The sequence below is a fragment of the Bacillus sp. NEAU-242-2 genome, from assembly GCF_027853835.1.
Lineage (GTDB): Bacteria > Bacillota > Bacilli > Bacillales > Bacillaceae > Bacillus > Bacillus velezensis.
This window is the reverse complement of sequence record NZ_JAPNNY010000005.1, coordinates 213,379-228,506: the sequence shown is the minus strand read 5'-3', so window position 1 is coordinate 228,506 and position 15,128 is coordinate 213,379. Positions and strand designations below refer to the sequence as shown.

General features: G+C 46.3%; 13 protein-coding genes and 2 riboswitches. Of the genes, 11 read left to right on the top strand and 2 right to left on the bottom strand.

The features are described 5' to 3' along the window. Positions 1-11: 11 nt before the first annotated feature. A complete protein-coding gene (gene gabP / locus OWN49_RS16060; protein ID WP_176283158.1) occupies positions 12-1,397 on the bottom strand; it encodes a GABA permease in 1,386 nt (461 codons plus the stop codon). 336 nt (positions 1,398-1,733) lie between these two features. On the opposite strand from gabP, the gene OWN49_RS16055 reads away from it, so the two are divergent. The 4 genes from OWN49_RS16055 to guaA all read left to right on the top strand — a co-directional run bounded on the left by OWN49_RS16055 (position 1,734) and on the right by guaA (position 7,796). Next, positions 1,734-2,696 (top strand): AAA family ATPase, encoded by a 963-nt coding sequence (locus OWN49_RS16055; protein WP_176283159.1) that lies wholly within the window; start codon positions 1,734-1,736, stop codon positions 2,694-2,696. After that, positions 2,696-3,865 (top strand): DUF58 domain-containing protein, encoded by a 1,170-nt coding sequence (locus tag OWN49_RS16050; RefSeq protein ID WP_176283160.1) that lies wholly within the window; start codon positions 2,696-2,698, stop codon positions 3,863-3,865. Before OWN49_RS16055 ends, OWN49_RS16050 begins: the two co-directional genes overlap by 1 nt. An 18-nt stretch (positions 3,866-3,883) precedes the next feature. After that, complete coding sequence (locus OWN49_RS16045) at positions 3,884-6,091, top strand: DUF4129 domain-containing transglutaminase family protein (protein ID WP_176283161.1); 2,208 nt, start codon at positions 3,884-3,886, stop codon at positions 6,089-6,091. A 163-nt stretch (positions 6,092-6,254) separates the two neighbouring features. Then, a complete protein-coding gene (gene guaA, locus OWN49_RS16040) occupies positions 6,255-7,796 on the top strand; it encodes a glutamine-hydrolyzing GMP synthase (protein ID WP_007408887.1) in 1,542 nt (513 codons plus the stop codon). A 196-nt stretch (positions 7,797-7,992) separates the two neighbouring features. On the opposite strand, the gene OWN49_RS16035 is transcribed toward guaA, so the two are convergent. Then, entirely contained in the window at positions 7,993-8,760 is a 768-nt protein-coding gene (locus OWN49_RS16035; RefSeq protein WP_049628018.1) for a GNAT family N-acetyltransferase, read from the bottom strand. Between the two features lie 329 nt (positions 8,761-9,089). On the opposite strand from OWN49_RS16035, the gene OWN49_RS16030 reads away from it, so the two are divergent. From OWN49_RS16030 to OWN49_RS16000, 7 genes are all read left to right on the top strand, one after another. Continuing rightward, complete coding sequence (locus OWN49_RS16030; RefSeq protein WP_025649887.1) at positions 9,090-9,623, top strand: sigma-70 family RNA polymerase sigma factor; 534 nt, start codon at positions 9,090-9,092, stop codon at positions 9,621-9,623. After that, positions 9,605-11,047, top strand: coding sequence for a DUF4179 domain-containing protein (locus OWN49_RS16025; RefSeq protein ID WP_176283162.1), 1,443 nt, complete (start codon positions 9,605-9,607; stop codon positions 11,045-11,047). Before OWN49_RS16030 ends, OWN49_RS16025 begins: the two co-directional genes overlap by 19 nt. A 123-nt stretch (positions 11,048-11,170) precedes the next feature. Further along, positions 11,171-11,272, top strand: a riboswitch (purine riboswitch). A 133-nt stretch (positions 11,273-11,405) separates the two neighbouring features. Beyond that, positions 11,406-12,728 carry an NCS2 family permease gene (locus OWN49_RS16020; protein WP_003155780.1) on the top strand — a complete coding sequence of 441 codons (1,323 nt, stop codon included), beginning with the start codon at positions 11,406-11,408 and terminating at the stop codon, positions 12,726-12,728. Positions 12,729-12,925: 197 nt separating this feature from the next. Then, positions 12,926-13,708 carry a hypothetical protein gene (locus tag OWN49_RS16015; RefSeq protein WP_014304542.1) on the top strand — a complete coding sequence of 261 codons (783 nt, stop codon included), beginning with the start codon at positions 12,926-12,928 and terminating at the stop codon, positions 13,706-13,708. 138 nt (positions 13,709-13,846) lie between these two features. Beyond that, positions 13,847-14,020 (top strand): Fur-regulated basic protein FbpA, encoded by a 174-nt coding sequence (locus OWN49_RS16010; protein ID WP_003155777.1) that lies wholly within the window; start codon positions 13,847-13,849, stop codon positions 14,018-14,020. A 118-nt stretch (positions 14,021-14,138) separates the two neighbouring features. Continuing rightward, positions 14,139-14,693 (top strand): DUF2179 domain-containing protein, encoded by a 555-nt coding sequence (locus OWN49_RS16005; RefSeq protein WP_014469850.1) that lies wholly within the window; start codon positions 14,139-14,141, stop codon positions 14,691-14,693. Then, the gene (locus OWN49_RS16000) at positions 14,690-14,887 is read left to right on the top strand and encodes an NETI motif-containing protein (RefSeq protein ID WP_176283163.1); all 198 of its coding nucleotides are present in this window, start codon (positions 14,690-14,692) and stop codon (positions 14,885-14,887) included. Before OWN49_RS16005 ends, OWN49_RS16000 begins: the two co-directional genes overlap by 4 nt. A gap of 78 nt (positions 14,888-14,965) precedes the next feature. Then, a riboswitch (purine riboswitch) is annotated at positions 14,966-15,067 on the top strand. Positions 15,068-15,128 lie beyond the last annotated feature (61 nt).

Below are 15,128 nucleotides of genomic sequence, written 5' to 3'. Positions count from 1 at the left end.
GGTGTTTGCGGTTATTGCGCAACCCGGCTTTCGGAAGCGCTCTCTTTCGGTTTTTGTTTTTTGCGGAATACATATGAGGCAAGTACCAGCAGAGTAATAAATCCTGTCAGCAGAAATTCAGACCGCATTGAACTGATAAACAGCATAGATAACAAGATGGCGCAAATGGCGATGATCGTCAGGTAGGTTAAGTACGGATAAAACCACATTTTGATTTTAAGAGATTCAGGGTTTGTCCGTTCGATTTTCTTTCTCATTCTCAGATGTGAGACGGCGATGACGAGATAGACGAGCAGTGCGATCGCCCCTGATGAATTGACCAGGAACAAAAATACGGAGTCGGGAGAAAAGTAGTTCATAACAACGGCAATGTAGGAGAAAAAGGTGCCGGCGATAATGGCTTGAACCGGTACGCCTCTTTTACTCAGTTTCATAAAACGCCGCGGCGCTTCATTTCGCTCTGCCAGTGAATACAGCATCCGTGACGTCGTATAAAGCCCGGAGTTCAGGCAGGACAGAACGGCTGTCAGGACGATGAAATTCATGATTTGAGCGGCTGCGGGAACCCCGATATGGCTCAAAACGGCAACGAAGGGGCTTTCCAAAATATTGGCTGAATTCCACGGCAGCAGTGTGACCACAACCGCAATGGAGCCGACGTAAAAAATAATGATCCGCCAAACGACTGAGCGGGTCGCCTTTGTGACGGATTCGACCGGATTTGACGTTTCTCCCGCTGCGATTGCGACGATTTCAGATCCCATGAAAGAAAAAATGACAACGACGATGCCGAGCAGAACGGAACTTGGACCTTTAGGGAAAAATCCGCCGCTGCCCGCCAGATTTTCCAGCCCGACCGGCTTGCTGCCGGGGACGATTCCGAAAATGAAAGCAAATCCCGCGATTAAGAAGACAACGATCGTCGCTACCTTCACTAAGGAAAGCCAGTATTCAAATTCGCCGAATGATTTAACTGAATAAATATTCGTCAGTGTTAACAGCACGGTCAGAAGCAGACTCGTCAGCCATAACGGAATCCCGGGGAACCAGTACTGTATGATTCCGGCGCCCGCAATGGCTTCAATGGCAATGACGATGACCCAGAAAAACCAATACAGCCATCCGATGGTATAACCGGCCCACGGCCCGATGGCGTCATGCGCGTACTGTGAAAACGAACCGCTTGTCGGGTTGACGGAGGACATTTCCCCCAGCATTCTCATAATAAAAATCACTAATAATCCTGCTAAAGCGTAGGAGACAATCGCTCCGGGTCCGGTGGAATGAATGACGGATCCGCTTCCGACAAATAATCCGGCGCCGATCACGCCGGCAATTGAAATCATGGTCATATGCCGGGTTTTTAATCCCTTAGATAAAGAGTTAGGCTGATTCATTCTTTGCCTCCTTTTGGTTTGTTTATGCTGAATATTCCGACAAGTATTATTCTATCATAAATGCTATAGACAGTTGAAAATGATGTAAGAAAATATGACATTTTTTTCGCATTCGTACAGCAGAAGGCGCCGGGATGAAAGAGGAACATGCCATTGACCATTCACACGTTCATATGGAGCCTCTCCAGCTGAAATAAAGCTTCCTTTCTAAAGGGAGCTTTTTTCCTTTTTCGGACTGGAAACAATTCGCTGGAAACGTTTTTTTATACTGTTTATATTTTGTGGTAAAGTTAGGTTACGATAATTGAAATTTGAGAGATGACTAGGAGGAGAAGAATGGCTTATAAAGAAGAGCTGCATCCGATGCTGGAGAAAGCCGTTGAGCATATTGAAAACATCATCATAGGAAAACGGGATATCGCCATACTCAGTCTGGCCGCCATTCTCGCAAAAGGGCATGTGCTGCTGGAAGACGTGCCGGGAGTCGGAAAAACGATGATGGTCCGGGCTTTGGCCAAGCTGATCGGAGCTGACTTTAAGAGGATTCAGTTCACGCCGGATCTTCTGCCGTCAGATGTGACGGGTGTCTCTATTTATAATACGAAAACAATGGAATTTGAATACCGCCCGGGGCCGATCATGGGGAATATCGTGCTGGCTGATGAAATTAACAGAACCTCTCCGAAAACTCAGTCTTCCCTGCTTGAGGCGATGGAGGAAGGGAATGTCACGATTGACGGAAAGACAATGCGGCTGGCTGAGCCGTTTTTCGTCATGGCCACACAAAACCCGGTTGAATATGAAGGAACGTATCCGCTTCCCGAAGCCCAGCTTGACCGGTTTTTATTTAAGCTGCGCATGGGCTACCCGACTGCCGAGGAGGAGCTTCGGGTTCTGTCTTTGCAGGAAGGGCGCAATCCGCTTGAAACAATCGAGCCCGTCATTTCTAAAGAACAGTTTATCAGCCTTCAGCAAAAACTGGAGCAGGTGCGGGTGGATGATGGAATTAAAGCGTACATCGTCGGCATCATTCAGCATACCCGTCGGCATCCGTCCGTACATCTGGGCGTCAGCCCGCGCGGTTCAATTTCATTAATGAAAGCCGCACAGGCGTACGCGCTGCTTCATGACCGCGATTACGTCATTCCTGATGACGTCCAGTATTTAGCTCCGTATACGCTGCCGCACAGAATGATCTTGACCGCCGAGGCGAAATTTAACGATGTGACGGCGGAAGCGGTTATAGAAGACATCATGCAAACGGAAAAAGTTCCCGTTCAAAGGATGTCGGTCCGCTAATGAGAAAGAAGATGCATTGGCTTCTATATGGCTGGAAGCTGCTTATGTTGGCCGTACTGACGGCGGCTGTCTTTTCTTATGCCATGTTTCAGGGCGGATTTGTGAGCTGGTTTTTATTTTATGCGTTTTTGCCGTTTACCGTTTACGCCGGGCTGGTCGCTGTGTACCCGCTGCGGGCGTTTCAGGTGACGCGTGACGTGTCCTCCGCCCAGTTAACCTCAGGCGACAGGCTGTCTGTCACCATCAGGCTGACGAGGCGCCTGCCGTTTCCGCTGACATATATGGTCATTGAAGATGTGATGCCGGAAACGCTTGGCGAGAGGCGCAGTGCGAAACAGCTTGTGTTTCCGTGGTTTCAAAGGAAGCTGATGTTACAATATGAGCTGCCGCAGGTGCCGCGCGGAGAGCATCATTTACATACGATCAGAGTGCGGACGGGAGATGTTCTCGGGCTTTTGGACAAGACGGCGTCGTTTTCCGTAACGGATACGGTTCTGGTTTTCCCGGCGTACGGGCCTGTTCACTATAAGCCGCAGGCTGCATCAGGAGAAGAGGGTGCGGGTGCCGGCGCTCCGTTTCAGGTACACCGCACAGCAATGGCTGCGAGCGTCAGAAATTATCAGCCGGGCGACCGGTTTTCCGCACTTGACTGGAAAACATCGGCGCGGCGAAATGAACTGATGACGAAGGAATTTGACCCGCTGCAGAGTATGAATATGATTCTCCTTTTGGACTGCAGGCCGTCCCCTTCGTTTGAAGCCGCGGTGTCAGCTTCGGCATCCCTGCTTTACACGGCGCTTGTGAAGGGCTCTCCCGCAGGATTTATTTCATTGGGGAGCGACCGGACTGTATTTCCCGTCCGGGAGGGAGAGCGGCATTTCAGACAGATGCTGCGTTACCTGGCATCAGCTTTAGAATCGGAAGAAGCCGATGCAGGCGGGCGTTTAGGGAAAGAACTGGGTAAAGCTTCCGTTGCCGTCGTGACGGGCAGTCTTACAGAAGACCTTCTCAAACAGGCTGATCCCGGCCGTGCTGACATGACGGTGTTTTTGGCGAAAGAAACGAATGCCGCGCTTTCGGAGAAAGAACGGAAACTCGCTCTCATCTTCGCTCAGAAAAATATTAAGGTGCAAATGATCAGGGACAAACGGGTGTCCCATGTTGTTTAGAAAGAGAGGTGGCGCGCCATGCCGCATGACGAGAACCAGGGAAGCAGGCTGAGTCTGCTGCTGTTTTATTTTCTCGCTTTTTTATTGTTATGGGAATGGCTCAGGCCGCTGCACAATTTTACGGATACAAAACATACCGGTTTTTTCATCGTTTTTATCGGTTTGGCATTTCTGCTGTCATTCTTCCGGATGAGGTGGTACGTCACCGTGCCGTCCTGCATTCTGTTTACGTTGATCAGTATTCACATCCTGTTTTATAAAGGTTCTATTTTTCAGCCGGAATGGCTCGTTTCTTTTTTGCGGGACGTGATGCAAAATGCCCGCCACATCGGAACCGGAAGATGGAATGATATGAATCCGTCATTCCGCACGTTGCTGTTTTTTGTGCTTTTATGGCTGCTCGTGTATTTGCTGCATTACTGGGTGATCTATCAGCGGAAAATATTATTCTTTTTTATCATGACGGTGGCGTATATCACCGTGCTTGATACGTTTACTCCTTATGATGCCGCGTACGCCGTCATCCGGATCGTCTTTATCGGCTTTTTGATGATGGGGCTTTTGTATATGGAGCGCATCCGGCTTACGGAACACATAGCGTTTAAAAAAAGATTGATACTCAAATGGTTTCTGCCGCTGATGCTGTTTATCTGCGCTTCCGTCGTGTTCGGTCTGGCGGCTCCGAAATCAGACCCGAACTGGCCGGATCCCGTGCCGTTTCTAAAAAAAATCACAAACCACAAAGAAGTGCCCGCCGCCGAAAGCAAAATCGGCTACGGCAATCATGATGAAACATTGGGCGGTCCTTTTCAGGAGGATGATACGCCGGTTTTTACATGGAAGGGAAAAGAACGGGCGTACTTCCGGGTGGAAACGAAAGATACATACACGGGGAAAGGCTGGGTGGAGACCGATCAGGGCATGTCCTATAAACTGAACGGCGGCAATGTGGAAGATGTATGGTTTGACCGGAGTGTGCAGACGAGACGGTATACGGCACAGGTGTCCATTGATGAGAATTATCTCTATAATCACGTCATGTATCCGATCGGCGTCTCCAATATTAAACCGAAGCACTCGATTCAGCTTGAAATGAACGGAAACACCGAGCAAATTACGCCGGTCAGTGAACAAGTGGGCAACATCCGCAATATGGGACGGTACACGGTGACTTTTCAGGCGCCCGTCTTTAAGCTGAATGATCTCAGAAAAGTGAAAGTGAAACGATACCGTGAGCAGAATCAATTCAATGACCGGTATTTACAGGTCCCCGACAGTCTTCCGGGAAGAGTGAGACAGCTTGCGGACAGACTGACGCGGAATCATCATAATATGTTCGATAAAGCGAAGGCGATCGAGGATTATCTCGGATCTTCCGCATTTTCGTATAATACACAGGATGTCGCGGTTCCGGAGCACAATCAGGATTATGTCGATCAATTTCTGTTTGAAACGAAAAGAGGATATTGTGATAACTTTTCATCGGCAATGGCGGTGCTGCTCCGCTCCGCGGGAATTCCCGCCCGTTGGGTGAAGGGCTATACATCCGGCGAATATAAAGGGGCAGGCGACCATAACGGCCACATTTATGAAGTCACAAACAACAACGCCCATTCGTGGGTAGAAGTGTATTTTCCCGATCAGGGCTGGGTGACGTTTGAGCCGACAAAAGGCTTCACCAATCCGACGGAGTTTACGTCAGAGCAAAATCATACCGCGGCAAAAGACAGCGGAGGCTCAGCGGGGGGTTCGGATTCACCGTCTGACAAGCAGCGTCAGGAAACAAAGCCGGAAAAAGAAGAAACACCGAAAAAGCGGGATCACAGCGCGGCACCGCATCCTGTGATCCGCAACAAAACCGCGGCACACCTGTGGCCGTATGCAGCCATCGTCATCGTGATTTCAGCCGCGGCGGCACTCGTCTGGCTGTTCCGGGCGCGCTGGATTCCGCACGTTACAGCAGCCAGATTGAAGCGGCGAACGGATGAAGACGTCTTTTTCGACGCATATGCCGCGCTGCTCCGCCAGCTGAAACGAAAAGGTTTCAGCAGGGGAGACGGAGAAACACTCCGCGATTTTGCTGCGAGGATTGACGAGGCGCACCATACAAACGACATGTCCGAGCTGACGCTGCGCTATGAGCGGGCCTTATACCGCAGGGATAATGCCGCAAAGCTTTGGAATGAATCGGGACAGTTGTGGGAAAATATAATTAAAACAAGATAGTCTTGACCGCATATCGTCCTGTTGTTAGAATAAATGAATGTTAAATGGGAGCCCGGGAGCGTTAAAAAGCCGGGCTTCCGGACAAGTCTTGCGCGACAGAGGGCTGAACGTTTGTCCTCCGTTTTTTCTGTGTCAAAAACTTAGAGGAGATTAGGTGACAACCATGACGAAGTTAGTGAATGAAATGATTCTTGTTCTTGATTTCGGCAGTCAGTATAACCAGCTGATTACCCGCCGGATCCGTGAATTTGGCGTATATAGCGAGCTGCACCCCCATACGTTGACAGCTGAGGAAATCAAAGAAATGAATCCAAAAGGAATTATCCTTTCAGGCGGACCGAACAGTGTATATGATGAAGGATCTTTCCGCTGTGACGAAAAAATCTTTGAACTCGATATTCCTGTATTAGGCATCTGCTACGGCATGCAGCTGATGACTCATTATCTCGGAGGAAAAGTCGAGGCGGCAAGCCAGCGCGAATACGGAAAAGCGAACATTCAGATTCAAGGAACTCCTGACTTGTTCAAGGATCTTCCGGAAGAACAAGTTGTCTGGATGAGCCACGGCGATTTGGTTGTAGAAGTTCCAGAGGGCTTCACTGTTGACGCAACAAGCCATCACTGCCCGAATTCAGCGATGAGCAAAGCGGACAAGAATTGGTACGGCGTACAGTTCCACCCGGAAGTGCGCCACTCTGAATACGGCAATGATCTTCTGAAAAACTTTGTCTTCGGCGTTTGTGATTGTGAAGGCAAATGGTCAATGGAAAACTTTATCGAAATCGAAATGCAAAAAATCCGCGAAACAGTCGGAGACAAGCAGGTTCTTTGCGCGCTAAGCGGCGGTGTTGATTCCTCTGTTGTGGCTGCTTTGATTCATAAAGCGATCGGCGACCAGCTGACTTGTATTTTCGTCGATCACGGCCTGCTTCGTAAAGGCGAAGCGGAAGGCGTCATGAAAACGTTCAGCGAAGGCTTTAATATGAATGTCATTAAAGTTGATGCGAAAGACAGATTCTTAAACAAGCTGAAAGGTGTTTCTGATCCTGAGCAAAAACGCAAAATCATCGGCAACGAATTCATTTACGTGTTTGATGATGAAGCGGACAAGCTTAAAGGCATCGATTACCTTGCGCAAGGAACGCTTTACACGGATATTATCGAGAGCGGTACTGCAACGGCGCAAACGATCAAATCTCACCACAATGTCGGCGGACTTCCTGAAGATATGCAGTTTGAACTGATCGAGCCGTTAAACACGCTCTTCAAAGATGAAGTGCGCGCGCTTGGCACAGAGCTCGGCCTTCCGGATGATATCGTATGGCGTCAGCCGTTCCCGGGCCCTGGACTTGGCATCCGCGTACTCGGCGAAGTAACGGAAGAAAAACTTGAAATCGTTCGTGAATCAGACGCGATTCTGCGTGAAGAAGTGGCGAATCACGGCCTTGAGCGCGACATCTGGCAGTACTTCACGGTTCTTCCTGACATCCGCAGCGTCGGCGTCATGGGAGATGCGAGAACGTATGATTACACAATCGGTATCCGTGCCGTAACATCAATCGACGGCATGACATCTGACTGGGCGCGTATCCCTTGGGATGTGCTTGAAGTGATTTCAACACGGATCGTCAACGAAGTGAAACACATCAACCGCGTCGTGTATGACATTACGAGCAAGCCGCCTGCAACGATTGAGTGGGAATAGTCAAAAGAAGCTTAGAATCCTTGGTTTATAAGGGTTCTAAGCTCTTTTTTTCTTTTATAGCAACAATTGATCCAATATTATTAATTGAACCGTGAATTTTAAAAACTCTCTTGGAACAAGTATTCCTTAATGAGATAATAATTAATGTTGTTTTAGAATAAGGTTTGTTCAAATTAAGCAAATTAAAGGAACCTCCTTATTCAAATACAACCATTTCACCGACATCTGTAAATCCAAATCGCTTATAGATATTTTTTCCATCATCTGAAGCCTGTAATACCACTGGTTTTTGTTTATCCTTTGTTTGATTTAGAAGAAATTGAAACATTTCACTGCCAATTCCTTTACCTCTAAATGTTTCTTTTGTCATCACATCATAAATACCATAGCTATCTTTGGTTTCTATTAATAAACCAGTAGTTACAGGCATTTCATCTATGCATCCAATAAACATTTGAACTTCTGAACCTAATTTTACTTGTGAAAACCTATTAAAATAACTTTCTAATGCATCTTTTTCTGGTGTTCCCTCAAATAAGCTCATGAATACGTCTATATATTTTAAAAGTTCTTCATCATTTTTCACAGCAGTAATCATAAGCTGATGGGAAATTCTTTGCCCGGCATTAAGAGTATTTTCAAGTTTCATCATTACATTACGTTCCGCTTCTTTTAGATCATATTCTTGTATAAGTTTAGTCCAATCCTCAGTTAAATACTGAGCATCAATCCAAATACTAAAGGGATATTTTTTATATGAAAAATTATCGATTCCATGTCTGATCTTAACTGTATTTTTGATATTTGGAGATTTCGGCAATATTACATTGAATGTATCAGTAGGAATTTTTGTATTTGCTATGATGAAATCTTCTTCCTTTGTAAGCTCTCCGCTAACTGTATGAGTAAATGATTTTAATTTTTCTTCCAAATTGTTTATGACTAATTGTTGATTTGTAATCATGTTTTTGCACCTTTCAATTTGATTTAGTGCGCTTTTTTTATTATAAGGTCAACTAAAACACTAAAAATACAGTGTTCACAGTATTTCCCCCCTCCCATAATATTCAGAACACGGGGGGCAATATTTTTATGGTAACTTCTAAATGAAGGAACTGCAAACCCCCAAAAGGCTTGATATTCAATAAATTAATTCTTATAATGTTTAGAAAGCATTGAGTGGGAATAAATGAAGATAAAAAACGCCTCTTTTTAAAAAAGAGGCGTTTTTTTTTTATCTTTTTGAAACCGTTTTGCTCCGATTCATATCTAACAGCATAGGAGGTGGATAAGGTGAAGGAAGAACGATTGATCAAAAAGGCGAAAAAAGGTGATGCCTCAGCCTTTGAAAAACTGATCACAACCCATCAGGAGACTTTATATAAAACAGCTTATCTCTATTTGCATCACAAGGAAGATACACTGGACGCAGTGCAGGAAACGGCTTACAAGGCTTTTCTTCATATCGCGCAGCTGAAGGAGCCGAAATATTTTAAAACGTGGCTGATCCGGATTCTGCTTCATACGATTTTTGCGATGAGGAAAAAGCACGGAGACGTCATTCCGTTTGAGCCGCAGCATGATACGCGCGCGGAGAATAAGAACATTGAAGAATACATAGATCTTCGGAATGCCCTGGAAACGCTTGACGAACATATACAGCTGACCATTCAGCTTTATTATTTTCAAGATTTCTCGATTGCTATGATCGCTGAACAGACCGGAATGGCGGAAGGCACTGTAAAAACGCATCTGCACAGGGCGAGAAAAGCATTGAAGCAGGAGCTGGAAAAGGAGGATAAACACATATGGAAAAGCATCAAATGAAGCAATTGTATCAGAACATTGACGTGCCGAAAGCTGAATTGAAAAACGTGATACATAGCGCCGCTGTCCGTGCCGGAAAAGAAGGCGCCGTCAGACGGAGATGGGGACGAAAAGTGATAAACGGCCTTGCGGTTGCTGCTGCTTTGTTTATTCTGTATCTGTCCTCAGGCTTGTTCATGCCCTCCGTTAATACGGCTATGGGAAACATTCCTGTTGCCGGACAAATTTACAGTCTGTTTCAGGATAAGGCAGGTTCTGCGCTGTTTAAAAGCAATTTGGTGACAAAACTGAACGAGAAAGCGGAATCACGCGGAATCACGGTGACAGTGAAAAGTGTGTATTACGACAGCGGACAGCTCGTTTACAATTTTATCGTTGATAATTTGAAATCAGATGAGGAGAGCATCTCTTTTCAAGTTGATTATAAAGATCCACGGAATATGTTAGCAGAGGATTATGACAGCAGTGATATGAAAAAAATGAAAGACGGGCAGTACGCGGGGCAGCTTCGCCTGTTCACGGACGGCTCAAAGCTGAAAGACGGTGATAAGCTTCCGCTTGTCATTACACAAATCAAGGATATCCCTGGAAACTGGCGCTTTACACTTCCGATCAAAAAACAAAAGTCCGTTTCTCTTGAAGGAACGAAAGCTGTGAATGTAAATCACGGATTATACCGCTTTTTCGATATCCGGGCGGAAAACGGAACGATGGGATCGGCTCTCCTGTATTCTATCGACTTCTATGATGCAGCTAAAAATGATACCATCTCGATTGACGAAGCAACGGATGATGCTGGAAACCATTATGAAATGACGATGTCGAATATTGAACTTGGCGGAAGGAAGAATCTTCCTGGCGGCGGGAAAAGAATACGCGGCCAAACTCAATTCAGCAAACCGATAGACCCGAAAGCGAAAACACTTTTCATAACGGGCGATATAAAAACAGAATCAGAGCCGGGAGAAATCGTGCCTCTGAAAACAAAACTGCCCGTCAGTTATAAAACGAAACATCATCATGTCGGCATCACCATCAAAAAGATCAAACAGCAAGACAGACGGGTAATTGTCGATTATCAATTCAGCGGAATTGATGTAAGCAAGGCGGATGAAGATCAGCTGATGAATGTCGGTGAATCAATCGGTCTCGGCAATACGAAAAAAATGAAAACTTGGCCATCGCTTAATGAGTATGAAAAAGGCTATTATCTGAAAGGGAATAAGGCGAAAGTCACGAATCTTAAAACGGGTGAAATGGAATCCGTTTTTGAATTAGATGATTCATCCGATAAAGACTATTCATTGCGCGATTTCTCATTCGATTCATATGCTTTGTACGTCAATCAAACGGTTATGAACTTGCTGGCGGATGACAAGGGGATCATATTCGCGGTGCCGGTTCGGCCTGCGGACGGAAAATAATGTCGGGAAGGCGGCTTTTGCCGTCTTCCATTTTTGGTCAATTAACGAATAAACCAAATTTTTTTAACGGGATTGTTCGTTTTTTTTATTGAGTTTTCAAAATTGAATTGATACAATAGACTCAGAAATCAAATATGCAGATATCGTATAATGGCGGGGATATGGCCCGCAAGTTTCTACCAAGCTACCGTAAATGGCTTGACTACGGATCAATCTCAATCGTTTGATATAAATAATCCATTCTTATTTATTCAGACTGAACGTATGTAGTCAAGCGTCCCAAAATGTTATTTGGGGCGTTTTTTATTTGGCGGATAACGGGCAGAATAAATGGGAGAGAATGAAGGAGGCAATTGGCTTGAAGCAATTTTTTCAGTTTGATGAGCTGGGGACAAGCTATCGTAATGAAATCATCGGCGGTTTAACGACCTTTTTGTCAATGGCGTACATTCTGTTCGTCAATCCGCTGACATTGTCTTTAAACGGTGTGAAAGGATTTCCCGAAGCATTAAAAATTGATCAGGGCGCGGTGTTCACCGCTACAGCCTTGGCATCTGCGGCCGGCTGTATTTTAATGGGGCTTATTGCAAAGTATCCGATCGCGATTGCGCCGGGTATGGGATTAAATGCGTTTTTTGCTTTCTCTGTCGTACTCGGCATGGGGATTTCATGGCAGGCTGCGCTTTCCGGCGTCTTGATTTCCGGAATTATCTTCGTGGCGCTTTCGCTGACGGGATTGCGGGAAAAAATCATTAATGCGATTCCGCCTGAGCTGAAATTGGCGGTCGGCGCGGGTATCGGTTTGTTTATCACATTTGTCGGTTTGCAGGGTTCGGGCATTATTGAAGCGAACTCATCGACTTTGGTGTCTATCGGCAATATTCACAGCGGCCCTGTGCTGCTGACGGTTTTCGGTGTTATTGTGACGGTCATTCTGATGGTGCTTCGCGTAAACGGCGGCGTGTTTATCGGAATGCTTCTGACGGCGGTTGCCGGTATGATCTGCGGGCTGATTCCGGTTCCGACACACATTGTCGGCAGCGTGCCGAGTCTTGCGCCGACTTTCGGACAGGCGTGGATGCACCTTCCGGATATCTTCTCCGTACAAATGCTGATTGTCATTTTAACTTTCCTGTTCGTCGGATTTTTCGATACGGCCGGTACGCTGGTAGCTGTAGCGACACAGGCCGGACTGATGAAGGAAAACAAACTTCCGCGCGCGGGAAGAGCGCTTCTGGCAGATTCAACATCAATCGTTATCGGAGCCGTGCTCGGTACGTCTACAACGACTTCTTATGTTGAATCCAGCTCAGGCGTTGCGGCGGGGGCGCGCTCCGGCTTCGCGGCTGTTGTGACGGGCATTCTCTTTTTGCTGGCGATGTTTTTCTCGCCGCTTCTGTCAGTTGTTACCACGAATGTGACGGCTCCGGCTTTAATTATCGTCGGCGCGCTGATGGTGGCGCCGCTCGGTAAGATCGCCTGGGATAAATTCGAGGTGGCTGTTCCGGCATTTTTAACGATGATTATGATGCCGCTGACGTACAGCATTGCGACGGGGATTGCGATCGGTTTTATTTTCTACCCGATTACAATGATCTGCAAAGGAAAAGGAAAAAGCGTTCACCCGATTATGTACGGGCTGTTCGTCATCTTTATCCTGTATTTCATCTTCTTGAAATAACGGAAAAACCGGCTGAGGACAGCCGGTTTTTTGTTTTTGTCCTATTCCGTAAAACCAATACATACTATAAAACGTCATGTGGGTGTCCGGGTGAAGAAAACCGCTTGACTGTTTAAGGCCGCTTCGGTACCTTATATAAGTGTTTTATTTTCTTGCTAAACAAATTCCGCCGTATTTTTTTGATAGGAGTTGCTGACATGACGGAAGAAAGAAAAGAAACGTTGGAAGAAGAAAAACAGCATCAGGGAACTGATGAAGAACCGCTGTCGAGAATGTCCAGAAATGCGGGACGTTATCAAAAGCAAAAGAAAAAAGAAAAGGAACGGCGCCCGGCTCCGGCTTTTACAGAAAAACTCGCTTCTGCATGGGCCGCGGTCAAACGTTATTGCCGTTTCGCGCTGCGCATTTTGACATCACCGGTGAAGGTCGTTGGGGAAGACGGCTTTTCCCGCTTTAAATATGCTCTTATTTCAATGCTTGTATTCAGTATCTTTTTCTCAATCGGAAATTGGTTTCAGCTGAGGGCAAGCCAGCAAAGGCCTCTCGGATACGGGGAGCGGCATCATACGTTTTTTGACGGCTTTACCGTCGTTCTCGTGTACACGCTCGTCTTTTTTGCCGCTGCGGCGGGCGCGGTCTGGCTTGTATCACGTTATATGATGAAACAGAAAATTACGATGCGGGATGCGGCCGCGGGGGTCGGATCGCTTTTGGTTCCGGCTGTCGCCTGCTCTATCGTGTGGATGATTTTCGCGATATTGAATCTGCCGGTCATCACCGTGGTGTTTACGGCGCTGACCTTGTTTCTGGCCGCCTCGGCGATGGTGCAGTTTGTGCAGATTCTATACAAATCGGCTGAAAAGCCTGCGGCTGACGTGATGTACTGTATTTCCGCGGCGGTCATCATCATGCTCGTTTTTACGGCTGTGACATGGCCGCTCATTTCCGAGTACTTTACTGCTTCGCTGATTCCTTTATAAGTCGAAATTTGTCTTTCACAATGTTTACAAATTTTTCTAATAAAGCGTGTTGTTTTGAGGACCCGGCCGAGATATGATGAGAGCAACAGCAATTCGAAAGCGGCACTACTCTTTATGATTCGGAAAGGGATGATGAAGATGGCCCCGTTGTTGCGAGAAGCCATTAATCGGAAAAAACAGCACCTGAGGACAAAACTGATCCGCTCAGGGTTTTATCAAGACCATGTTCAGGAACTGTCCGGATACACGCTGAGTGAACTTGAGAAGGAATATGAAGCTGTCAAACGATTGAAAAAAGCCGAGCTTCACTGATAAGAGCTTGAAAGTCTGCCTTGCGGGGCGGGCTTTTTTTTCTTTTGAAAATGATGAAAAGAGGGTAAACTATCCTTAATTGAAAGATTGGCTTTTCAAAGTCAGAGGAGGGGAATCAGTGATGCAGACAATTTTATCCAACAGTATAGGTATGGTTCTCATTATTCTCATCATTAACATTATATATGTCTCTTTCTTTACGATCAGGATGATTCTGACATTAAAGGGACAGCGCTATTTCGCCGCAGGCATCAGTACGATTGAAATCCTTGTGTATGTGACCGGCCTGAGTCTCGTTCTCGGCAATCTGAATCAAATTCAAAACGTCATTGCCTATGCGCTCGGCTACGGCCTCGGCGTCATAGTGGGAATGAAAATTGAAGAAAAACTGGCGCTCGGCTACATAACAGTCAACGTCATTACGAAAGAGCTTGATCTGGACCTGCCGAAACAGCTCCGGGAAAAAGGATACGGTGTTACAAGCTGGGTTGCGGGCGGACTTGAAGGAGACCGGACCGCCATGCAGATTCTGACGCCGCGCAAATATGAGCTTCAGCTTTATGATACGATTAAAACGCTTGATGAAAAAGCGTTTATCATCGCCTTTGAGCCGAAAACGATCCACGGCGGATTCTGGGTGAAAGCAGTGAAGAAGAGGAGAATTAAGGAATGACAAAGCCAAAAAAGAAACGGTTTGAAGTAACGGAAGATGAAACGATTGACACCATTCTCACTTTAATGAAGGAAGAGGGTTATACGCCCGTCCGGCGGATGGAAGAGCCGATCTTTACAGAAAAGAAAGAAAATGGATCAATTCAAGTCGTTCCTTGCGGGAAAAAAATCGTATTTGAAGGGAAATTGATCTAAACACGAACATTAAAAGAAAGAATTTTTATATCGTTCGATAATGTCGTTGACATTATCCAAGTCCGTTGTTAAGATAAACATGAAATCAAAACACGACCTCATATAATCTTGGGAATATGGCCCATAAGTTTCTACCCGGCTGCCGTAAACGGCCGGACTATGCAGGAAAGTGATAAACAGCTGACATGGATATCGCAGAAGCGAACGACTGACGATACGCGCGCCATGCCCGGTTTGTATT